Source organism: Nocardia sp. NPDC004860 (assembly GCF_040609015.1).
In the GTDB taxonomy this organism is placed as follows: Bacteria; Actinomycetota; Actinomycetes; order Mycobacteriales; family Mycobacteriaceae; genus Nocardia.
This window is the reverse complement of record NZ_JBEXJI010000011.1, coordinates 43,013-64,402: the sequence shown is the minus strand read 5'-3', so window position 1 is coordinate 64,402 and position 21,390 is coordinate 43,013. Positions and strand designations below refer to the sequence as shown.

General features: G+C 68.9%; 22 protein-coding genes, 3 tRNA genes and 1 pseudogene. 14 read left to right on the top strand and 12 right to left on the bottom strand.

Annotated features, from left to right (window positions below; genetic code table 11):
• Nucleotides 1-12: 12 nt before the first annotated feature.
• Nucleotides 13-981 (top strand): prephenate dehydrogenase, encoded by a 969-nt coding sequence (locus tag ABZV44_RS21190; RefSeq protein WP_354838693.1) that lies wholly within the window; start codon nt 13-15, stop codon nt 979-981.
• Here ABZV44_RS21190 and ABZV44_RS21185 read toward each other — a convergent pair.
• Entirely contained in the window at nt 978-1,580 is a 603-nt protein-coding gene (locus ABZV44_RS21185; protein ID WP_354838690.1) for a putative glycolipid-binding domain-containing protein, read from the bottom strand. The genes ABZV44_RS21190 and ABZV44_RS21185 overlap by 4 nt on opposite strands.
• 277 nt (nt 1,581-1,857) lie before the next feature.
• On the opposite strand from ABZV44_RS21185, the gene dcm reads away from it, so the two are divergent.
• From dcm to ABZV44_RS21165, 4 genes are all read left to right on the top strand, one after another.
• Nucleotides 1,858-3,000, top strand: a complete 1,143-nt coding sequence (gene dcm, locus ABZV44_RS21180) for a DNA (cytosine-5-)-methyltransferase (protein WP_354839089.1) — start codon at nt 1,858-1,860, stop codon at nt 2,998-3,000.
• A gap of 50 nt (nt 3,001-3,050) precedes the next feature.
• Nucleotides 3,051-3,473: a very short patch repair endonuclease gene (locus ABZV44_RS21175; protein ID WP_354838687.1), complete on the top strand. Its 423-nt coding sequence runs from the start codon at nt 3,051-3,053 to the stop codon at nt 3,471-3,473.
• Between the two features lie 122 nt (nt 3,474-3,595).
• Entirely contained in the window at nt 3,596-4,357 is a 762-nt protein-coding gene (locus ABZV44_RS21170; RefSeq protein ID WP_354838684.1) for a DUF998 domain-containing protein, read from the top strand.
• Nucleotides 4,358-4,384: 27 nt separating this feature from the next.
• Nucleotides 4,385-5,098 carry a maleylpyruvate isomerase family mycothiol-dependent enzyme gene (locus ABZV44_RS21165; RefSeq protein WP_354838681.1) on the top strand — a complete coding sequence of 238 codons (714 nt, stop codon included), beginning with the start codon at nt 4,385-4,387 and terminating at the stop codon, nt 5,096-5,098.
• Nucleotides 5,099-5,246: 148 nt separating this feature from the next.
• Here the strand turns inward: ABZV44_RS21165 and ABZV44_RS21160 are convergent, their stop codons facing one another.
• Both ABZV44_RS21160 and ABZV44_RS21155 read right to left on the bottom strand, forming a co-directional pair.
• Nucleotides 5,247-6,614: a flavin monoamine oxidase family protein gene (locus ABZV44_RS21160; RefSeq protein WP_354838678.1), complete on the bottom strand. Its 1,368-nt coding sequence runs from the start codon at nt 6,612-6,614 to the stop codon at nt 5,247-5,249.
• A gap of 131 nt (nt 6,615-6,745) precedes the next feature.
• Complete coding sequence (locus tag ABZV44_RS21155; protein WP_354838675.1) at nt 6,746-7,366, bottom strand: TetR/AcrR family transcriptional regulator; 621 nt, start codon at nt 7,364-7,366, stop codon at nt 6,746-6,748.
• Between the two features lie 130 nt (nt 7,367-7,496).
• Between ABZV44_RS21155 and ABZV44_RS21150 the strand changes: the two genes are divergently transcribed.
• A complete protein-coding gene (locus tag ABZV44_RS21150) occupies nt 7,497-7,676 on the top strand; it encodes a hypothetical protein (protein WP_354838672.1) in 180 nt (59 codons plus the stop codon).
• A gap of 547 nt (nt 7,677-8,223) precedes the next feature.
• Nucleotides 8,224-8,454: a hypothetical protein gene (locus ABZV44_RS21145; RefSeq protein WP_354838669.1), complete on the top strand. Its 231-nt coding sequence runs from the start codon at nt 8,224-8,226 to the stop codon at nt 8,452-8,454.
• Between the two features lie 2 nt (nt 8,455-8,456).
• Here ABZV44_RS21145 and ABZV44_RS21140 read toward each other — a convergent pair.
• The 3 genes from ABZV44_RS21140 to ABZV44_RS21130 form a co-directional block, all read right to left on the bottom strand.
• Nucleotides 8,457-8,529: transfer RNA gene (locus ABZV44_RS21140), tRNA-Arg, on the bottom strand.
• Between the two features lie 36 nt (nt 8,530-8,565).
• A tRNA-Ser gene (locus tag ABZV44_RS21135) sits at nt 8,566-8,655 on the bottom strand.
• A gap of 88 nt (nt 8,656-8,743) precedes the next feature.
• A complete protein-coding gene (locus ABZV44_RS21130) occupies nt 8,744-9,433 on the bottom strand; it encodes a dienelactone hydrolase family protein (RefSeq protein WP_354838666.1) in 690 nt (229 codons plus the stop codon).
• Nucleotides 9,434-9,598: 165 nt separating this feature from the next.
• On the opposite strand from ABZV44_RS21130, the gene hisC reads away from it, so the two are divergent.
• Nucleotides 9,599-10,678 (top strand): histidinol-phosphate transaminase, encoded by a 1,080-nt coding sequence (hisC, locus tag ABZV44_RS21125; protein ID WP_354838663.1) that lies wholly within the window; start codon nt 9,599-9,601, stop codon nt 10,676-10,678.
• A gap of 8 nt (nt 10,679-10,686) precedes the next feature.
• Here the strand turns inward: hisC and ABZV44_RS21120 are convergent, their stop codons facing one another.
• The 5 genes and pseudogenes from ABZV44_RS21120 to ABZV44_RS21100 all read right to left on the bottom strand — a co-directional run bounded on the left by ABZV44_RS21120 (nt 10,687) and on the right by ABZV44_RS21100 (nt 13,972).
• A complete protein-coding gene (locus ABZV44_RS21120) occupies nt 10,687-11,760 on the bottom strand; it encodes an alpha/beta hydrolase family protein (RefSeq protein ID WP_354838660.1) in 1,074 nt (357 codons plus the stop codon).
• 96 nt (nt 11,761-11,856) lie between these two features.
• Nucleotides 11,857-11,961 (bottom strand): annotated as a pseudogene (locus ABZV44_RS21115) (HoxN/HupN/NixA family nickel/cobalt transporter); the annotation flags it as partial.
• Between the two features lie 76 nt (nt 11,962-12,037).
• Nucleotides 12,038-12,122, bottom strand: a tRNA-Ser gene (locus ABZV44_RS21110).
• Between the two features lie 64 nt (nt 12,123-12,186).
• Nucleotides 12,187-12,621, bottom strand: a complete 435-nt coding sequence (locus ABZV44_RS21105) for a MarR family transcriptional regulator (RefSeq protein WP_354839086.1) — start codon at nt 12,619-12,621, stop codon at nt 12,187-12,189.
• 172 nt (nt 12,622-12,793) lie between these two features.
• The gene (locus ABZV44_RS21100) at nt 12,794-13,972 is read right to left on the bottom strand and encodes a lactate 2-monooxygenase (RefSeq protein WP_354838657.1); all 1,179 of its coding nucleotides are present in this window, start codon (nt 13,970-13,972) and stop codon (nt 12,794-12,796) included.
• 348 nt (nt 13,973-14,320) lie between these two features.
• On the opposite strand from ABZV44_RS21100, the gene ABZV44_RS21095 reads away from it, so the two are divergent.
• A complete protein-coding gene (locus ABZV44_RS21095; RefSeq protein WP_354838654.1) occupies nt 14,321-15,313 on the top strand; it encodes an NAD(P)H-quinone oxidoreductase in 993 nt (330 codons plus the stop codon).
• Here ABZV44_RS21095 and ABZV44_RS21090 read toward each other — a convergent pair.
• On the bottom strand, nt 15,310-16,515 hold the full coding sequence (locus ABZV44_RS21090; RefSeq protein WP_354838651.1) for a cysteine desulfurase-like protein: 1,206 nt from the start codon (nt 16,513-16,515) through the stop codon (nt 15,310-15,312). The two genes, ABZV44_RS21095 and ABZV44_RS21090, sit on opposite strands and share 4 nt — an antisense overlap.
• Nucleotides 16,516-16,726: 211 nt before the next feature.
• Between ABZV44_RS21090 and ABZV44_RS21085 the strand changes: the two genes are divergently transcribed.
• The 5 genes from ABZV44_RS21085 (at nt 16,727) to rsgA (ending at nt 21,382) form a co-directional block, all read left to right on the top strand.
• On the top strand, nt 16,727-17,323 hold the full coding sequence (locus ABZV44_RS21085; RefSeq protein WP_354838648.1) for a bacterial proteasome activator family protein: 597 nt from the start codon (nt 16,727-16,729) through the stop codon (nt 17,321-17,323).
• A 123-nt stretch (nt 17,324-17,446) separates the two neighbouring features.
• Nucleotides 17,447-18,301 (top strand): ABC transporter permease, encoded by an 855-nt coding sequence (locus ABZV44_RS21080; RefSeq protein WP_354838645.1) that lies wholly within the window; start codon nt 17,447-17,449, stop codon nt 18,299-18,301.
• 7 nt (nt 18,302-18,308) lie between these two features.
• Nucleotides 18,309-19,130, top strand: coding sequence for an ABC transporter ATP-binding protein (locus tag ABZV44_RS21075; RefSeq protein WP_354838642.1), 822 nt, complete (start codon nt 18,309-18,311; stop codon nt 19,128-19,130).
• A complete protein-coding gene (locus ABZV44_RS21070; RefSeq protein WP_354838639.1) occupies nt 19,127-20,050 on the top strand; it encodes a glycosyltransferase family 2 protein in 924 nt (307 codons plus the stop codon). The genes ABZV44_RS21075 and ABZV44_RS21070 overlap by 4 nt, the downstream gene beginning before the upstream one ends.
• Before the next feature lie 225 nt (nt 20,051-20,275).
• Nucleotides 20,276-21,382: a ribosome small subunit-dependent GTPase A gene (rsgA, locus tag ABZV44_RS21065; protein ID WP_354838636.1), complete on the top strand. Its 1,107-nt coding sequence runs from the start codon at nt 20,276-20,278 to the stop codon at nt 21,380-21,382.
• Nucleotides 21,383-21,390: the final 8 nt, after the last annotated feature.

Here is a 21,390-nt window from a genome sequence, read left to right as displayed (position 1 = left end):
GAATCTGATCGCATGACGGGCACTCCGAAACCAGCTGTCTGCGTCCTGGGTACCGGTTTGATCGGCGGTTCGGTGCTGCGCGCCGCCGCCGTCGCCGGGTACGAGGCGTTCGGCTACAACCGGTCCGAGGTCGGCGCGAAGGCCGCCCGCTTGGACGGATACGACGTGATCAGCGATGTGGAGGCGGTGCTCACGCGGGCGGCCGACCGCGATGCGCTGGTGGTGATCGGCGTGCCCATGCCTGCCATCGACGCCGTGCTCTCGGATGTGAAGACCTTCGCTCCCGACTGCGTGCTGACCGATGTGGTGAGCGTGAAGGCGCCGGTCGCGGCGGCCGTGCAGCGTCACGAGCTGGGCGCCCGCTACGTCGGCGGCCACCCCATGGCCGGGACCAGCGAATCCGGTTGGGCCGCATCCTCTCCCGACCTGTTCAAGAACACTGCGTGGGCGGTGAGCGTCGATCCGGGCGTACATGCCGACCCCTTCCGGCGTGTCGCGCGGCTCGCGCTGGACTGCGGCGCGGTGGTGGTCCCGGTGCTGGCGGTGGAACACGATCGCGCGGTCGCGCGCATCTCGCACCTGCCCCACGTCCTCGCCGAGGCCCTCGCCATCGAGGGCTCCAACGGTGGCCCGCTGGCCCTCGGACTCGCGGCCGGCTCCTTCCGCGACGGCACCCGCGTCGCCGCCACCGCCCCCGACCTGGTCCGCGCCATCTGCGAACCGAACGCCGCCGCGCTGCTGGACGTACTCGACGACACCCTCGAGGTCCTCACCCAGGCCCGGGACAGCCTGCGCGCGAACGGCACCATCGCCGAACTCACCGAAGCCGGGCACGACGCCCGCAACGACTACGAGGACAACGAGCGCTGGGTCATCACCGATGTCCGCCCCGGCGACCACAACTGGCTCACCAAGCTCATCGACGCGGGCCGCTCCGGCGGTGTCCTGACCACCCTGGACCAGGCGCCCGGCCCCGGCTAGATCCGTTCGGCCAGGCCGGGGTAATCGAGCAGGAAGCCGTCCTCGTCGACGGTGACGGTCGCGCTGGAGACGGGGGAGAGCACGTGGATGCCGTCGGGACCGCTGCTGTAGACGAGGCCCGCTTCCTGCACGAGGAGATCGGGCAGGCGCACGTAGACGACGGGAACCTGCACGTCCTCACTGGCATGGGCCAGCCCGTAGCGGCGGATGGGCAGGGTGTTGAAGAAAGGGCTCAGCACCACGTCCACATCCAGCGCGCCGCCGAAGGTGGAGCGCACGTGGGTGTTTCCGGCGTCGATGAGCCAGTAGTTCTCCTCGTCGCGGGCGATGGAGGCGTGGCGTTCGCCCGAAGCGAGGGTGCTGCGCAGCGACAGCCGCTTGGTGACCCCGGATTCGTCGGTGACCAGGTCGTAGGACGCGCTGAAGGCCGGGTGGTCCTCGCAATCGCCGGCGATGATGCGGCCCGCGGCGCGAATCCGGTTGCCGCTCAGCACCACCCGCACCGACTCCATGCGCGACGCGTTGTGCGCCCGCCAGGTGAGAATGGCCGGCCACCGCGGCGCAGCCGGGTTGGCGTCCTCACTCCCGTTATCCGTCACGCCTATAACCGTAGTTCCCCGCGCCCGCGCACCCGCGATCCCCGGCCGGTATCACCGCCCCGGCGGCACATCGTGATCAACATGCAATGGTGCCGACCGGTTCTCGGCGTTCGCGCACGACATCGACGACCGTCCACCCGCCCCGAGCCATAGCGAGGGGCTCTGGACCGGCGGTGGGCAGGGGTGTTGGTCACGGTGGGGGTGCGGGGACTCGAGTAACGTGCTCTGGGGCACGGGGGACTCCGGGGTGAAAGGGACTGTTGTGACGGGCGCGCGGATGGTCGGCCTGTTCGCCGGCATCGGCGGGCTGGAGCTCGGGCTCGCGGCGCACGGATGGCGCAGTGAACTGCTGTGCGAGATCGACTCCGGAGCGCAGGCGGTGCTGGCCGCGCATTTCCCGGACGTGCCACTGCATTCCGATGTGACCAGGCTGCGCGCGCTGCCGTCGGGGACGGAGCTGGTGGCGGCGGGTTTCCCCTGCCAGGATCTGTCGCAGGCCGGGCGGACGGCCGGAATCACCGGGGCCCGTTCGGGTTTGGTGGACGAGGTGTTCCGGCTGGTCAAGCGCAAGAAGGGCCCGCGCTGGCTGCTCATCGAGAATGTGCCGTTCATGCTGCAGCTCGGCGGCGGCGCGGCGATGCGGCACATCACCGCCGCGCTCACCGACCTCGGCTACACCTGGGCCTACCGGGTGGTGGACGCTCGCGCCTTCGGACTGCCGCAGCGGCGGGAGCGGGTGCTGATGCTGGCCTCCCGCACCGAGGATCCGCGGCCGATCCTGTTCGGCACCGACGCCGGGCCCCGCGACGTGGGCGACCCGGCGCACGATCCGTGCGGCTTCTACTGGACCGAGGGCACCCGCGGCCTGGGCTGGGCGGTGAATGCCGTGCCCACCCTGAAAGGCGGTTCGGCCCTGGGCATTGCGAGCCCGCCCGCGGTGCGGCTGCCCTCGGGTGAACTGGTCACGCCCGGCATCACCGACGCCGAGCGGCTGCAGGGCTTCGACCGGGATTGGACCACAGCCGCTCTCGCCGTGCCCGGGGTGCGGCCGGGGCATCGCTGGAAACTGGTCGGCAATGCGGTGAGCGTGCGCATGGCGTCCTGGATCGCCGAGCGCGTCACCAACCCGTCCGACGACCCGATCCCGGACGGCGCACCGCTGACCCGCCGCAGCTGGCCGACGGCGGCCTGGGGGCATCGCGGCGAGGTGTACCGGGTTCCGGTGTCCACCTGGCCCGTTCACGCGCCGTACGAGGATCTGCGCTGGTTCCTCGACGACTCCCGGCTGCTGTCCGCGCGGGCGACCGCGGGCTTCCTGCGTCGCACCCGGATGGGTTCGCTGCGCTTCCCCGAGGGGTTCCTCGACGATGTGGAGAACCATCTCGAGCGCATGGGGGGCGCACCGCGCGAGGCCGCATGACAGCTCCGGGGCACCTTGCCGGCGGTGGCGGGCGCGGCGAGGATGGCCCGATGGCGGATGCGCGACGACCCGGCACCGATGCGGCCACCAGCGCGCGCATGGCCAGGCAGCGGCGCGTGGGGACGAAGCCGGAGCTGGCCCTGCGACGGGAATTGCATCGGCGCGGAAAACGCTTCTTCGTGGACCGGGCTCCGCTGCCGGGGCTGCGGCGGCGGGCCGATCTCGTGTTCCCGCGGCGGAAAGTGGCGGTCTATGTGGACGGATGCTTCTGGCACAGCTGCCCGCAGCACGCGACACACCCGAAGAACAATGCCCAGTGGTGGGCCGACAAACTGGCGGGCAATGTGGCGCGCGATCGCGACACCGATGCCCGGCTGGCCGCGGCGGGCTGGACCGTGGTGCGGGTCTGGGAACACGAGACCACGGATTCCGCGGCCGACCTGGTGATGCGGGCTTTGGCGCGCGGCGTCTGACGTCCGCGCCGGCGCATGGGCGACAATGGTCCTACGACCGGACCAGCCGACCAGTCCGGGCAGATCGGAAGCTGCGGGCAGGGCAGTACGAGTAAGCGAGGCCAGCGAAAGCGAGCGCGGTGATGCCAACCGAGCAGAAACTAGCCGAGGCGGCCCCCGTGGAGGACAGTCTCCAGCCGCGATGGCGACGGGTGCTGCGGTGGTTCATCGCGATCTTGATCGCGGTGGCCGGACTCGGCTATTCCTCCTGGGTCCTGGAATTCATCCTCCCGATCCACAGCAATCCCACCAACACCTTCCTGAGCCAGCTGGCCGAGAAGGGCGCGCCGTTCAGCTGGGTGTTCACCACCGGCGACACCGGGTCCGGCGCGCTGCTGGTAGTGGCGGGACTGGGCGGCCTGCTGCTGTTCTCGCGGCGGCGGTACTCCACCATCGGCTGGGCGGCGCTGGCCTGCTTCGGCGCGTCCACCATCGCGGACGCGCAATGGCCCATCGTGCCGGACGATCCGAACGGGCCCAAACGGTACGTGGACACCGGCCTGTTCCCGCAGTTGCACCAGATCCATGCGCTGACCAGCACGCTGGCGGTGTTCTCCATCTACATCGCGATGATCGCGTTCACCGTGGCCGCCTTCAAATACCGGCGCTGGCCGATTCTGCGGCACACCGGACTGTGGATTCTGATCGTCGGTTCGGCGGTGACGGCGTGGATGCTGATCGCCGACAATCTGCCCGGCAACTACGGCCTGGGCATCGCACAGCGCATCCAGGTCGGGGCCATGTCGCTGTGGCTGGTGGCGCTGGCGGTGCAAATCGTTGTGGCCGAACGGGATTCCGGAATCCCGACCCGGCGTCGGCACACCACGCGCTCATCCGGTCGATGACCGCTCCGACTGGGTAGGGTCGGACTCGTGACCAGCGATGCGCAACTCGCCGACACCGCAGCCCTGCTCGACACCGTCGCCGCCGCGACCGAGCGCCTGCTCCCCGCGATCGCCGCCCTCGGCGACGCCGACCTGGTGGAACCCTCACTGTTGCCCGGCTGGACCCGCGGCCACGTGCTCGCCCACCTCTCCCGCAATGCCGACAGCCTGGTCAATCTGCTGCTGTGGGCCCGCACCGGCATCGAAACCCCGCAGTACGCAAGCCAGTTCCTCCGCGAGGCAGACATCGAGGCGGGCGCCCCCCGCCCGCTGCGCGACCAGCTCGAGGACTTCACCGCCTCCGCCGAACGATGGCTGGACCTGGCCCGGGTCATACCCGCCGACCGCTGGCCCACCCTCGTCCGCAACCGCCAGGGCGGCGAGATCCCCGCCACCCGCATCCCGTGGATGCGCCTGCTCGAAGTGGAGATCCACCACGTGGATCTCGATATCGGCTACACCCCCGCCGACTGGCCGGCCGACTTCGCCGCCCGCCTCCTGGCCCAGTCCATCACCGAGGTCGAGCCCGCCGACGGCACCGGCTTCACGGTCACCGCCACCGATTCCGGCTACACCGGCACCGTCGGCGTCCCGACCGCGACCATCACCGGGCCCACCGCCGCCCTCGCCGCCTGGCTGATCGGCCGCTCCCCCGGCAGCGACCTCACCGGCGACCTCCCCGATCTGTCCGCCTGGAAGTAGCCGGGCGAGTCGGGTTGCCGTGGGCGAGTTCGGCGCCCCGCGGTCGCCCGGTCGTGCCGGAAGTCTGCGAAACCGGTTCCGGCAGAATAGATCTCGATGCTCGACGCGCCGACATCGGTCATGTCGATATCGGTCATGTTGATGTCGGTCATCCGGCCAGAATCTCGTCGGCGGTGCGGCGGCCGGATCGGACCGCGCCTTCCATGTAGCCGTTCCATTCGACGGCGTACTCCGCCCCGGCCCAGTGCACGCGGCCGATCGGTTCACGAAGCACGTCGCCATAGCTGGTCCACACGCCCGGCGCGAAATGCGCGCCATAACAGCCGCGCGTGAATTCTTCTGCGCTCCAGTCCTTCTCGACGTAGGAGATCGGGTTGGCCGCCGCGGGCCCGAAGTATCGGACGAAGCTGCCGAGCACTTCGCCGCGTCGTTCGCCCGCGGACAGCCGCTGCCACCGGCGCGCCTCGCCGCCCTCGACGAAGCCCAGCAGGATGCCCACCTCGCTGCCGGGAGGCGAGACGTCGAAGGTCACCTTGACGGGGCCTTCCTCGGAGATCGCCTGGCCGTTGAGGCCGTTCTCGCGCCAGAACGGCGTCGGGTACGACGCGAACGTCTTGATCACGGTGCCGGCGGGGAGCTTCTGGGTCAGCTGGTCGCGCCAGGCGGGCAGCACGGGGTCGTAGTGCAGGCGCCCGGCAAGGGTCGGCGGCACCGCGATGATCACGTGCTGCGCGGAGAGCGACGCACCGGAGCGGGTCGTGACCGTGACGCCGTCGTCGTCCTGGGCGACCGTCGTGACCGGCGACCCGAGGCGCACGTCGAGCCCCTCGGCAAGGCGCTCGGAGACGAGGACCGAGCCACCGACGACCCGGTCCTGCTGCGCACCCTTGTCGACGGAAATGAGGGTTTCGAGATCGCCGTTGCTCACCGAGTAGAAGAGCATGTGCAGAAGCGAGACGTCGACCGAATCGGCGGAGAGCAGCGCCTCGGCCACGACGCGGAAGTAGGTACGACCGCTGTGTGTGCGCAAGTTGCGACGCACCCACGACTCGTAGGTCTGGCCGTCCAGTTCATGCGCACGGGGGTGCGCCCAGGGCTGCGCGGGGTCGACGGTCTTCGCGAGCCGCTCGAACCGGAGGAGGCCCTGGGCCAGGTCGGCGAGCGCGAACGGGTTGAGCTTGGGCGTCGCGCCCTTCTGGCTGCCCAGGCGCGACTGCTTCCCGCCGAGCCGCAGGAGGACCTTGCCCGCGTCGTTCCACGTGCGGAACGTCTCGAGGCCGAGGTCCTCGACGAGGGCGTACATCTGCTCGTGCCCCTCGCCGAGCCAGGTCCCGCCGAGCTCGACCGGATGACCGTCCAGAACGCCGCCCTCGGTGCGGCCGCCCACGCGGTTCCGCGCCTCCAGCACGGTCACCGTCCGACCGGCCTCGGCAAGCTTGCGCGCGGCACTCAAGCCGGCGAGGCCGGCCCCCACTACGACGACGTCGACATCGTGCATTTCCGGTTTCCTTCGCAAAGTCGGTCGTATGACTGATTTGACTCAGGCTACGACGCGACCCCGGACAGCGCAATGCCCGGACCCGGACATGAAAAAAACCAATACGGCCGACTTGATCGGCGCACGACTCGAGGCGTTTCGCCGCCGGTTCAGGCTCCCGCGCGGGCGCCGCGGCGGACATCCGCCAGCGCGACGAGCATGTCGATGGCGGCGTCGAGATCCTCACGCGACCGGGCGACGTTGGGATCGGACACATGCTGGAGTACGAGCCCGTCGATGGTGGCGACGACGAGCCGGCCGAGGCGGCCGAAGGGAACCGCACACGTTTCGCCGGCATTGTGGGCGGCCTGCTGACACCATTCGGCGACGACGCTCGCGTAGCGCTCGTACTGCCGGCGGGCCAAGCTCTCCTGCCCCGGCGCCCGGAGGGCGTATGTGGTCAATTCGTACTGCATGACCTGCAGGTCCTTCTGTTCGACGACCAGCCGGGACCAGAAGCTGGTGATGCCGCGCCGGATCGCGTGCTCGAGCCCGTACTCGAGCTCGGCCGCATCCTCGAGCACCGCCGCGATCTCGTCGACCACGTCCTCGATCACCGCGCGCAGCAACTGCTCCTTGGACGGGAACACATACTGCATCGTGCCCAGCGGGACCCCGGCCTCGGCGGCGACCGCGCGCACCGAGGTCCGCGCCACACCGTCGCGCGACAGCACCCTGCGCGCGGCGGTCACCATCTGCTGGCGACGAACCGACGCCTCGACGTACACCATGACACCTCTCTCGGTCCGCTGACTGAAATTCTGCCACCACAGGGCTTGTCACGATCTCATCGCAGACTCTACAGTGATCCACATTCAAGTCAGTCGCATGACTGATTCCCTCGCTCAGTGACTCGTCACCGTGGACGCGTCCGCGGACTTCAACGGGGCCCTCGCCGTCGCCGCAACACAGCTGGGGCGCGCCGCCTCTGTCGGCACCCTCGCCGGCGCCGCCATCGGTGGCCTCACCCTCGGCGCCTCGGTCGGAATCGCCAGCGCCGCACAGATGTACAACACCCTCCAGAGCGCGGGGGATATCTGAGCACTCGGCACCGGCCACACAACCCGGTCGCCACCACCGATGGAAGCGGCGAAGGATAGGACCCTCGCCACCTCCATCCCACCGGATCCATCCGCGGCCAACGGGCCGCGCGCACGAAATCCACAGGCCTGACGCGACTTTCACGCCTGGAGCGCTGCGCTCACAACTGGGCCGACGACGCAGTGCAGACGCCGCCCTCATGAGCAACGGATGCCTCCGGCCAACCGCGTGCGTGCGACAAAGGTTGTGAATGATCTTGTTTCACACTGTCGGTGTGGTGCTTCGCGGACAGCGCCGATCAACAGGCGCTTTTCGATCGAAGGGGGGAAGCTACGTGAAGAACACTCGAATCCGTCGGGCGGGCATCGGAGTCATCGGATTCGCGGCCATGGCGGCGGTGATCGCCGGAGCACCGGCGGCATCGGCCGACCTGTCGAGCAATAGCATTTCGGTTGCCGGCACTCGCACTATGTCAGCCAGCCGTACACGCTCACCGCCGATGTCAGCGCTGTTCCGGGTTGCTGGATGGACGGTCCAGTGGACCCCGATGACCACAGGAACCCACCACATCACGGCAGTCGCCATGCTTGTTTCCGCCCAGGGACCGATACTGGGCCCGCTGGACATCCAGGTGACCACCGCCCCGGCGACGGGCACCGATAGCGCCGACTCGATTCCGGTCATCGGCGGCGTCCTGAAGACCTCGGCCTCCGACCGCCGCGGTCACGCGCCAAAAGCCAACGGCCCCACACCTTCTGGTGTGGGGCCGTTGAGCTGAAGCGCGCCCGGAGAGACTCGAACTCCCAACCTTCTGATCCGTAGTCAGATGCTCTATCCGTTGAGCTACGGGCGCATGGCTATTCAAATGTGCACCCGGCGTACCGGGCGGTGGCGGAGGCGAGAGGATTTGAACCTCCGGTCCCCGTGAAGGGACAACTCATTAGCAGTGAGTCCCATTCGGCCGCTCTGGCACGCCTCCTGGTGCCCCTCTTCGAGGGCGCCGGTTCCTTTCGAACCGCCGGGACAGAAGATTACACAGCGGGTGACCAATAGGCCAAATCGGCTGGTCAGCGTAGGTGCGAGTCGAACCATTCGTAGATTCTGGTTTGCGCGTCGAGGACCGAGACGTCGTCGAGGGCGGCGGGGTCGAAGCCGGGGTGGTCGGGGCGGTGGTGGAGACCGGGGTAGGTGACCACGAGGGTGGCGACGTCGGCGTGGGCGGCGGCCTCACGCAGGCGGTCGACCTGGTCGGGCGGGGTCAGCGGGTCGTCCTCGCCGAAGAGGCCGAGCCAGGGGGCCTGGAAGGCGGGGGCGGCGGCGAGCAGCGCGACGGCCTGCGGGGTGAGCGGGGTTTCGATGCCGGGGGCCGCGACGCTCACGGCCGCGCCGATGCGGCGATTGGTGGCGACGAGGGCGGCGGCGGTGCCGGCCGAGTCGAACCCGAGCACGCCGATGCAGTCGCGGAAGACGCCGTGGCCGGTGAGCCACTCGAAGCAGGCGTCGAAGGCGGCGAACAGGTCGTCACCGAAGATCGGGTGGGTGCTGCCGTTGGCGGGGCGGTGGAAGAGGTCGGGGGCCAGGACGGTCCACCCGTCGTCGGCGAGCGAACGCATGAGTTCCAGCAATGGCTCGGTGAATTCACGTGATTCGTGCAACACCACGATGCCGCCGCGCGCATGCCCGTCGGGTTCTAGCACAGTGAGCGGAACCGTGGTCGTGTCGTGCACAGGGGCGAGATCTCGATAGATGCCCGACATAGGGCCACTGTAGTTGCGCTAGGTAAAAACGAGATAAATCTTTCCCAGGGTCCGATATCCCGGAGATATTCCGGCCGAGTTCCATTCGGTCCCACGCAAGTCCCGATCGGCAAACCAGTCGGCACCCCGGAGCGGCCGCGGGCGAGCGGGACATAGGGTGGAGGGGTGAGCGCGCACATTCGCCCGGACCTCGATGCCATCCCGGCGTACGTCGCCGGCAAGACCCACCCCGGCGCGGTGAAGCTGGCCAGCAACGAGACCACCTTCCCGCCGTTGCCGTCGGTGACCAAGGCCATTGCCGAGGCGGTCGAGCTGTCGCACCGGTACCCGGACAACCACGCCATCGAATTGCGTGGCGCCCTCGCGGATTTCCTGGGTGTGGAGCTCGAGAACGTGGCGGCCGGCTGCGGCAGCGTGGCGCTGTGCCAGGAGCTGGTGCAGATCACCTGCCGCCGTCCCGAGGACGAGGTGCTGTTCGCGTGGCGCTCGTTCGAGGCGTACCCGATCGTCACCCAGGTGGCGGGCGCCAAGGCGGTGCAGGTGCCGCTGGACGGCGAATTCACCCATGATCTGGACGCTTTGGCGGCGGCCATCACCCCGAACACCCGGGTGGTCTTCGTCTGCAACCCGAACAACCCCACCGGCACCGCCCGCGGCAAGGCGGAGATCGTCGAGTTCCTCGACCGGGTGCCCGCCGACGTGCTGGTGGTGCTGGACGAGGCGTACTTCGAGTACCTGCGGATGCCCGCCGAGGACTTCCCCGACGGCGTCGAGCTGGGCCGCACCCGGCCGAATGTGCTGGTGCTGCGCACGTTTTCGAAGGCGTACGGCCTGGCCGGCCTGCGGGTCGGATACGCGGTCGGCGCGCCCGAGGTGATCACCGCGCTCATGAAGGTGCACATCCCGTTCAGCGTGAGCCGGGTGGCGCAGGCGGCGGCCATCGCGTCGCTGGAAGCGCGGCACGAATTGCTGGAGCGCACCGATGCCGTTGTGGCCGAACGCGATCGCATGCGGGAGGCATTGCTCGCGGCGGGCTACCGGGTGCCGGTGAGCCACTCCAACTTCGTCTGGCTGCCACTGGGCGACCGCAGTGCCGAGTACGGCGCGGCGAGCACCGAGGCGGGGGTCATCATCCGGCCCTACGGCACCGACGGCGTCCGCGTCACCGCGGGCGACCCGCACGAAAACGACGCCTTCCTGCGCTTCGCCACGGATCCGGAGATCGTCGCTCGTTTCGTCGGCTGAACGGCCCGCTAGCCGATGCCCAGTCCCGCGGCCATGGTCGGCCAGGAGCGGGGCAGTTCGTCGGCCCAGTAGGGCCAGGAGTGCGTTCCGGTGGGCCGGCGGTCGACCGTGGCCGGGATCGCCAATTGGGCCAGCCGGTCTGCCAATTGGCGGGTGCACATGTCGGCGCCCGCCTCGATGGGCCCGCCGAACAGCACGGCGTTGCGCAGGTCCGGATTGCCCGGGGTGTCGTGCTCCCCGGGCAGCCCGCTGCCGGACGACAGGTAGATCGCCTTGCCGCGCAAGGCTTCCGCTCGGGCCAGCACGTCGTGGTCGGCCCACTGGGGATCGCCGGACGGGCCGAACATATTGTCCGGATCCCCGCCGAAGGTCCCGACCACGGCGCGGGCCTGCGCCTGCCCGAAGTCGGAACTCATTGCGTAGCAACCGCTGTGCGCCGCCACCGCGCGATACAGGCCCGGATTGCGGGTGGCCAGCATCATGGCCGCCTCCGCGCCCATGGAGACGCCCTCGAGGCCGTTCATGCCGTCCCCGCCGAAGCGGGCATCGATGAGCGGCGGCAGCTCGCGGGTCAGGAAGGTCTCCCAGCGATTGGTGCCGAGCTTGGGATCGCTGCGCTGCCAGTCGGTGTAATAGCTTGCGGGGCCGCCGAGGGTGAAGACCACATTCACGTTCTTGTCGGCGAAGAAGGACAACGCGCCGCCGCGGGCGGTCCAGTTGTTGACATCGGGTGCGGCGCTGCGTCCGTCGAGCATGTAGACGGTCGGACGGGGGCTGTCACGGTGCGCGGGGAGCAGCACCTGCACCTCGACGGTGCGGCCCATGGCCGGGGAGGCGACGAAGACGGCGAGCAGGTTCCCGGCCACGGTCTCGACCCGTTCGATGCGAGCCTGCGGGGGGTGGACCGGATCGAGGCCCGGCGCGGACTCCTCATTGGAGCCGGTCTCCACGGGTGGATCGGTCACGGCGAGTGGGGCTTCGAGGGTCGCCGCGCCGGCCAGCAGGGCAGCGCTCGCGAAGGCACCGAACAAGCGACTCGCGATGCGACGGCTGGCCACCCCGCCACATTTACCAGAAACCATCGGTCAACGTTCAGCAGACGACGTCGATCCACATCTGCCGGTAACCGTCACTCCGCGGCGAGACCGCGTTCCCCACGAGGGAAGCCAGATTCGGCAGTCCGCCACCAGCTTTCGCTTGGTCTTGTCGAGGGCGGCGATGTGATCGGCGCCGAAGGCATGCCGCATGGCGAGGGTGCAGGCGGTGATACCCGGGCCGACACCCTCATCCGTCGACGACGACGATGACCACGCAGGCGGTCTCGGGCTCGAAAGGCCTTATCCACCTGCGGGTTCTCAGCGGAAGCGGAGGGATTTGAACCCCCGGTCGCTTTCACGACGCTCGCTTTCAAGGCGAGTGCATTCGGCCGCTCTGCCACGCTTCCAGGCGATCGATCCTAACTGATGGCGTGTGCGGTCTGCCTCCCACTTCCGATTCGGGTGGACCGGTCAGTCGAGATCGGCTGTCGCGCGGGCGCCGGCGCGGTGGTCGGCGGCCAGGTTCACCAGGTCCAGGGCGGCGGCCACGGCGGCCAGCTGCTGCGGGGTGAGCAGATCCACGAAGCAGCGGCGCACCGCGGCGACATGGCCGGGAGCGGCGGCCCGCAGGCGCCGCAGGCCCTCCTCGGTGAGCTGGGCCAGCACGCCGCGGCCGTCGTCCTCGCAGGCGAGGCGGCGAACCATCTGCTGCGCCTCCATACGGCGGATCTGGTGGGTGAGCCGGCTGCGGGAGGAGAGCACGCCGTCGGCGAGATCACTCATGCGCAGCGCACGGCCGGGCGCCTCGGACAGCTTCACCAGGATGCGGTAGTCGGCGAAGGACAGGTCGCAGTCGCGTTGCAGCTGCCGGTTGAGGTCGGCCATGAGCCGCTGGCTGCCGTCCATGTAGGCCCGCCAGGCGCGCTGCTGCTCCGGGGTGAGCCACCGCGGTTCGGCCGCGGCCCGGCCTCCGGACTCGGCCACCGGCTCGTTGTTGTGACGGCGTTTGATCGCTCCTCCTCAGCTCGCGGCCCGGACGAACGCGTTCTCACAGCAGGATTCCTTCCGCCGGGAAGGCCTAAACGCGATGGGTGGAGATCATGGTCCGGCTCAGGTCGTGCAGGCTGGTGCAGCCCGAAAGTCCCATGGCCGCATCGAAATCCGCGAGCAGGCAGCGCAGCGCGTGGCGCACGCCGTCGGCGCCGGCCAGGCCCAGGCCGTACGCCCAGGGGCGGCCGTAGAGGACGGCCTTGGCGCCCAGCGAGAGCGCGATCATGACATCGGAGCCGGTGCGGATACCGGAGTCGAACAGCACGTCCGCGCGATCGCCGACGGTGGCCACGATGGTCGGCAGCGCGTCGAGCGCACCGACCGCCCCGTCCACCTGGCGGCCGCCGTGATTGCTCACCACCACCGCGTCCGCGCCCGCGTCGACCACCTGGCGGGCGTCGTCGGGGTGCAGCACGCCCTTCACCGCGATGGGCAGTTCGGTCCAGTCCCGCAGCCGGGCGATGTCGGCCGGGCGCAGACCATGGTTGCCGAACAGTCCGATCCAGGTGAGCACGGCGGCCCGCATCGCCTCCTCGCTCTCCTCCGGCGGGGCGCTGAGCTTGGCGCGGAAGACCGGATCGGACAGATAGTTGGCAATGCCCTTGCCCTGCAGGAACGGCAGGTGACCGAGCTGCAGGTCGCGCGGCCGCCAGCCCAGGCTGGGGGTGTCCGCGGTGACGACGATGGCCTTGGCGCCGGACTTCTCGGCGCGCTCGACGAAGGAGCGGGCCAGCTCCATGTCATTGGGCCAGTACAGCTGATACCACCAGTCGCCGGCCCGCGCCCCGACCTCCTCGATGGTGGAGGAGGCGGCGGTGGACAGGCACATGCCGATGCCCAGTTCCCGGGTGACCTCGGCGACCAGGGTCTCGCCGCGCTCGTGCAGCAACCCGAGTACGCCGATCGGCGCGGTGAGAATCGGTGCGGCCAAATGGGTTCCGAGCACGTCCACCGACAGGTCGCGCGCCCCGGGCCCGGTGGCGCCGCGCAAGACGCGCGGCAGCAGCCGGTATCGCTCGAAGGCGGAGAGATTGGCGTGCGCGGTGCGTTCGGTGGACGCACTGCCCGCCACATAAGCGAAGGCCGCCGGATCCAGCACCTCCCGAGCCTTCTCCTCCAGGCCCGCCGCCGTCATGGGTAGCGCCGGGACGATGCCCGCTAGGCCGGAGAGATAGATCTCGTTCTGGAAATCGACGAAACTGCTCATGCCCCCGAACGCTAGTACCTTCCACCCCTGCGCGGAGGGGGTCGAAGTTACTTTCCCCGGGCGTAACCTTGCCGGCCCGGACGTGCCGCGTTATCAGCGCTTCCGCAGCGGCCCGGTTCAGCGCTTGCGGATACGAACCAGGGCACGCGGCGCATCGGTCGCGATGAATCCGGACATCGCCATAGCCGCCAGGATGACCATGCCGCCGAGGACGGCCAGGGTGGTGATCATGGAATCTCCTTTCGAATCCCTCCACTCCACGGTGACGGCCGATGCTGAGAAGATGCTGGGCCCACGCCGAGGACGGCCTGACAGTAATCGGTGAGCTCCGGCCGTACCCTCGTTTTCATGTATGCGGTGACGCTCGACGGTTTCGGTGGGCCCGAGGTCATGAAATGGGCGCAGGTGGACGACCTGCCCGCGCCCGGACCGGGCGAGGTTGCGATCGATGTGGTGGCCGCGGGGGTGAATCGCGCCGACCTGCTGCAGCGGCAGGGTTTCTATCCGCCGCCGCCGGGAGCCAGCGAGATCCTGGGCCTCGAAGTGTCCGGGATGGTCGCGGAAGTCGGTCCGGGCGTGCGGGATTGGCGGGCCGGCGATCCGGTGTGCGCGCTGCTGTCCGGCGGCGGCTACGCCGAGCGGGTGGTGGCGCCCGCGACCCAGCTGCTGCCCGTGCCGGAGGGACTGGATGTGGCCGCGGCGGCGGCGCTGCCGGAGGTGGCGGCCACGGTGTGGTCCAACCTGGTGATGACCGCGGGCCTGCACAGCGGGCAGTTGCTGCTGATTCACGGGGGCGGCAGCGGAATCGGCACCCATGCCATCCAGGTGGCGCGGGCGCTGGGCGCGCGGGTCGCGGTCACGGCGGGTTCGCGGTACAAGCTGGACCGGTGCGCGGAATTGGGCGCGACGGTGCTGATCAATTACCGCGAGCACGATTTCGTGACCACGCTGCACAGTGAATATCCGGGCGCGGACATCATTCTCGACAATATGGGCGCGGCGTATCTGGAGCGGAATGTCCAGGCGCTCGCCGAGGACGGGCACCTGGTGGTGATCGGCCTGCAGGGCGGGGTCACCGCGGAATTGAATCTGGGCACGCTGCTGGGCAAGCGGGGATCGATTCACGCCACCAATCTGCGGCGCCGCCCCGAGACCGGGCGCGGATCGAAGTCGGAGATCATCACCGAGCTGCGCCGCCACCTGTGGCCGCTCATCTCCGACGGGACCGTCGTGCCGGTGGTGTCGGCGGAGGTGCCGGTCACCGACGCCGCCCAGGCCCACCGCCTGCTGGACTCCGCCGAGACGGTCGGCAAGGTGATCCTGCAGATTCGCGAGCTCTAGGTGTCCAGCGCCGCCAGCGCGCGGCCGAGCTGGTCGATCTCGAATTTCGTTGTGTAGGGCGCGAGTCCGATGGTCACGGCGCCGCCTTCGTCATTGACGCCCAGCGCGTCGAGCAGGCGGCTGCCGCCGTGGGAGCCGCTCAGCGTGCCGATACGGGCGTCGGCCAGCTTGGCCGAGACCTTCTCCGCCTGCGTGCCCGAGATGGTGAAGCTCACCGTCGGGATGCGGGTGGAGGCCCGGCCGATGACGGTCAGGTTGGGGATGGTGTCGAGCACGGACATCAGGTGCTCGAAGAGATGGTCGTGATAGTCCTGCAGGGACGTGATCGACATTTCCAGGCGCTCGCGCCGGGTGCCCTCGGCGCGCTCGTCGAGCGAGGCCAGGTAGTCGATGGAGGTGGTGAGGCCGGCCAGCAGGGCGTACTGGTGGCCGCCCACCTCGAGCCGTTCCGCGCCCTTGGCGTAGGGGTTCAGCGACATGGACGGGATGCGGTCCAGGAACGCCGGATCGCGGAAGACCAGCGCGCCGATCTGCGGACCGCCCCAGGCGGGCGCGCTCAGCGCGATCACATCGGCATTGAGTTCGTCGATGTCGAGCAGCGCGTAGGGCGCGGCGCCGAAGCAGTCGGCGACCAGCAGCCCGCCGACCTCGTGCACGCGGTCCGCGGCCACCCGCACCGCGGGCGCGGAGCCGACGATGGGTGAGGCGGCGGTCAGCGCCACCAGCCGGGCGGTGGGTCCGATGAGCTCCTCGAACTGCCAGGCCGGCATCTCGCAGGTCTCGATCTCTACTTCCGCCCAGCGCACGTGCGCGCCATAGCGATTCGCTATCCGCAGCCACGGCGCCACATTCGCCTCGTCATCCAGACGCGACAGCACGATCCCGGTGCCCAGACCCAGCCGGGAGCTCAGCGATTCGGCCAGCCAGGCCAGCAGCACCGCGCGATCGGGTCCGAGCACCACGCCCGCCGGATCGCCGCCGACGAGGTCGGCGACGGCCTCGCGCGCGGCCTCCAGGATCGCGGCGCTGCGCTTGGCGGCGCCGTGCCGATTGCTGTGCGAGAAGGCGGAGGTCCGGAAACCTGTTGAGACGGCCCGGGATACCGAATCCGGGACCAGCATGCCCGCTTGCGGGTCGAGGTGGATCCAGCCGTCGCCCAGGGACGGTATGAGGCCCCGCACCCTTGCGACGTCGTAAGTCATGGTGGCCACTCTAAAGGGAGAGGGCACAACAGGGTAACGGTAGGGAGGGAAGCACCCTACGAGGACCAGGACGACCAGCGCCTACCGTACAAACTGGACGGGACTGTGTTTGATCTGCCCCTCGACCTGTCCCTTCGTGTCGCATCTTCGGCGTGTTACGAACTTGGGGTGGCACTGGGCAGGTTCGGTTCGCATTGGGCAGGATGGGGGCATGACGCAATCGGATGGGGTTCCGGAATCCATCGTCGTGATCGGTCCCGAGGGAAAGCCGCTGTTCATCCCGGCGGCGGCGCAGATCGGCGGGGACCCGGTGGAGATCACCGGACAGGTTGTCGGTGAGGATCTTTCAGGCGAGTCGGGCGACGCGCACGACAAAGAGGAGTCGCTCGCCGACATGGTGGAGCAGCCCGCGAAGGTCATGCGCATCGGCACCATGATCAAGCAGCTGCTCGAGGAGGTCCGGCACGCACCGCTGGACGACGCCTCCCGCACCCGGCTGCGCGAGATCCACCGCACCTCCATCCGCGAGCTGGAAACCGGCCTGGCCCCCGAACTCCGCGAGGAGCTGGAGCGGCTGGCGCTGCCCTTCACCGACGACACCGTCCCCTCCGACGCGGAACTGCGCATTGCCCAGGCCCAGCTGGTGGGCTGGCTGGAGGGCCTGTTCCACGGCATCCAGACCGCGCTGTTCGCTCAGCAGATGGCCGCGCGCGCCCAGCTCGAGCAGATGCGTCAGGCGCTGCCCCCGGGCATGAGCCACGGCGACGCCCGCGGGCAGCAGCATCCGGGCGGCGGCCAGTACCTCTGACGACGTGGCCGTGGGCACCCCTGCCGCCGAGATGTCCGCGTCGGCGGCAGGTTCTGCGCGCAATGCGATAGCAATTAGATAAGGTCGGGTGCTGTGCCTGCTGCTGCTCCCCCCGACTCGGCGATGACCGACGTGCGCCCGGACCATGAACCGGTGCCGCTCGTGTCGGACTCCCAGTCCTTCGGTCGCGCATTCAAGGATTTCCGCGACGGATTCTCCCAGCGTGAACTGTGGCTGGCGCTGGGCTGGCAGGACATCAAGCAGCGGTATCGGCGCTCGGTGCTGGGTCCGTTCTGGATCACCATCGCCACCGGTTTGCAGGCGGCCGCGATGGGTGTCCTCTACGCCACCCTCTTCGGGCAGTCGCTGAGTTCCTATCTGCCCTACGTGACCGTCGGCTTGATCGTCTGGAATGTGATCAATGCCAGCATTCTCGAGGGCTCGGATGTGTTCATCGCCAATGAGGGCCTGATCAAGCAGCTGCCATCGGCACTGAGCGTGCACGTGTACCGCCTGGTGTGGCGGCAGTTCCTGTTCTTCGCGCACAATCTGATCATCTACGTGGTGATGGTGGCAGCATTCAGTATCTGGCGGCACCTGCACTGGTCGGCCCTGCTCGCGATTCCGGGTCTGCTGCTGCTGTTCCTCAATGCCATCTGGGTGACGATCGTGTTCGGCATCTTCAGCACCCGCTACCGCGATCTGGCGCCGATCCTGGGCAGCACCACGCTCATGCTGTTCGTCCTCACCCCGGTCATGTGGAAGACCTCGGCGCTGTCGGGCGCCGCGAGCGATCGCGCCAAGCTGGCCGAGCTCGTCCCCACCTTCCACTATCTGGAGATCGTGCGCGCCCCCCTGCTGGGCGACCCGATCCACCTGCGCAGCTGGGTGGTGGTGCTGTCGATCACCATCGTCGGCTGGATAGTCGCGATACTGGCTATGAAGAAGTTCCGTTCCCGAGTCCCCTACTGGGTGTGAAGGCTCAATGACCGACCATGTGAGTATCGAGACCCAGAACGCGTGGGTGGAATTCCCGATCTTCGACGCCAAATCCCGATCGCTGAAGAAGGCGGTGCTCGGTTCGGCCGGCGGCGCCATCGGGCGCAATCAATCCGATGTGGTGGTCGTCGAGGCGCTGCGGGATATCTCGCTGTCGCTGAAGGAAGGCGATCGTGTGGGCCTGGTCGGCCACAATGGCGCGGGTAAATCCACACTGCTGCGGCTGCTTTCGGGCATCTACGAACCGACCCGCGGCAGCGCCCGCATCCGCGGGCGGGTGGCTCCGGTCTTCGATCTCGGCGTGGGCATGGACCCGGAGATCTCCGGCTACGACAACATCGTCATTCGCGGCCTGTTCCTCGGGCAGACCCGCAAGCAGATGCTCGCCAAGATCGACGAGATCGCCGAGTTCACCGAATTGGGTGACTATCTGGCGATGCCGCTGCGCACCTACTCGACGGGTATGCGAGTGCGCCTGGCCATGGGCGTGGTCACCTCCATCGATCCGGAGATCCTGCTGCTCGACGAGGGCATCGGCGCGGTCGACGCGGAATTCATGAAGAAGGCCCGGATCCGGCTGCAGGAATTGGTCTCGCGCTCGGGCATTCTCGTCTTCGCCAGCCACTCCAATGAATTCCTGGCCCAGCTGTGCGATTCCGCGATGTGGATCGATCACGGGCAGATTCGCATGCAGGGCGGCATCGAGGATGTCGTGCGAGCCTACGAGGGCCCGGAGGCGGGTGATCACGTGGCGCAGGTGCTGCGGGATCTGGAACGTGAACGTGAACCGGAACGGAATCCCGCATGAGTGCACAGTCCACCACCGTGTACGGCGATGAGGCGCGCATCGTCGCCATCGTGGTCACCCATAAACGCCGGGAGCAGCTGGCCGAGTCGCTGAAGGTGCTGGGCAGCCAGACCCGGCAGATCGACCACCTGATCGTGGTGGACAACGGCAATGAGGCCGAGGTCGGCGAGCTGGTGAAGCAGCAGCCCATGGAAACCACCTACGTCGGTTCGGAACACAATCTGGGCGGCGCGGGCGGGTTCGCGCTCGGCATGCTGCACGCGCTGACCATGGGCGCGGACTGGGTGTGGCTGGCCGATGACGACGGCCGCCCCGAGGGACCGGACGTGCTCGCCACGCTGTTCGATTGCGCCAAGCGGCACGAGCTGGTCGAGGTGTCGCCGGTGGTGGCCGATATCGACGACCCGGATCGGCTGGCGTTTCCGCTGCGCCGGGGCGTGGTGTGGCGGCGGCTGCGGTCTGAGCTGGGTGACGAGGACTTCCTACCCGGGATCGCCTCGCTGTTCAACGGGGCGCTGATCTCGGCCGAGGCCGTGGACAAGATCGGCGTCCCGGATCTGCGGCTGTTCGTGCGCGGCGACGAGGTGGAGGTGCACCGGCGGCTGGTGCGCTCGGGGCTGCCGTTCGGCACCTGCCTGCAGACCGCGTACCTGCACCCGAACGGGTCGGCCGAGTTCAAGCCGATCCTGGGCGGGCGCATGCACACCCAGTACCCGGACGATCCGATCAAGCGGCACTTCACCTACCGCAACCGCGGCTACCTGATGGCGCAGCCGGGCATGCGAAAACTGTTGCCGCAGGAGGTCGCCCGTTTCGGATGGTTCTTCCTGGTCCAGCAGAAGGATCCGGCCGGGCTGATGGAGTGGCTGCGCCTGCAGCGGATGGGCCGCCGCGAGCAGTTCGACAAGCCGAAATCCTGACCGGAAAATACGTTGCGCCGACGGGGACAGCCTGACAAGGTTGTCCCCGTTCTTGTTGGGCGCGGTCACCTCGGTGACGGCATGAGGAGAGATGGGAGGTGGGGTTACGTGACGACGGCAGTGCGGATTGCCGTGCCCGGGCGAGTGTTCGCCCCACGCGCATCCACCTCGAATTCCTCTCGCTGAGTCCGCGATTCGGGCTCGGCCCGTCAAAGGACTCCACACATGGCTTCGGTCGATTTCGACCTGCTCGTTCCCTACGGCTGGAACGCCGCCCTCGCCGCCGACTACCGGCCGCTGCTGGGTGACGATCTGATTCCGGCCCGCGTGATCCGGATGGATCGCAGTGAATGCGACATCGCCGCACCGCTTCCCACTGCCGACTACCAGAGCCGCCTGACGGCCGCGGTGGTGCGGGCCCGGCTCCCCCGCTCGGATTCCGAGGTCAGCGGGCTGTGCACTGGCGACTGGGTGGCCATCGACGCCGGGCGCACCGTGCGCGCCCTGCTGCCGCGCCGCACCGCTATCGTCCGGGCCGCCGTGTCCGGGCAGCCCGATGCCCGCGCGAAATCGGCCAATCAGGTGCTGGCCGCGAATGTGGACACCGTGCTGGTGTGCACCGCCGGCGACGGGGATGTCGATCTCGGGCGCATCGAGCGGCTGCTCGCGCTGGCCTGGGAATCCGGCGCCCAGCCGACCGTGGTGCTCACCAAAGCCGATCTGGCGCACGTTATTCCGATCGAGGACGTCCGAGCCGCCGCGCCGGGCGTCACCGTGGTGGCGGTCAGCGCCACGGGTGGTGTCGGCATGGATGTGCTGGCCTCGCTGCTCTCCGGCACGGTGGCATTGATCGGGCCCTCGGGCGCGGGCAAATCCACTCTCGCCAACGCGCTGCTCGGCGCGGAAGTCTTCGCCACCAACGCGGTTCGCGAGGGCGACAAGCGCGGCCGCCACACCACGGTGCATCGCGAACTGCGGCCGCTGCCCGGCGGCGGCACCCTCATCGATACCCCGGGGTTGCGGTCGGTCGGGCTCTGGGACGCCGCCGAGGGGCTCGGGCGGACCTTCAGCGATATCGAATCCCTGTCCGGGCAATGCCGTTTCACCGACTGCTCGCACGCGAGCGAACCGGGGTGCGCGGTGCTGGCGGCGATCGAATCCGGCGCGCTGCCCCGGCGTCGCCTGGACAGCTACCGCAAGCTGAGCCGCGAGAACGAATGGCTGGCCGCCCGCAGCGACGCGCGCATGCGCGCCGAGCGGGCGAAGGTGTGGAAGCAGATCAACAAGGACCAGCGCCGCCGGTACCAGGAGCGCGGCGGCAAGCAGCGCTGACCGGATCA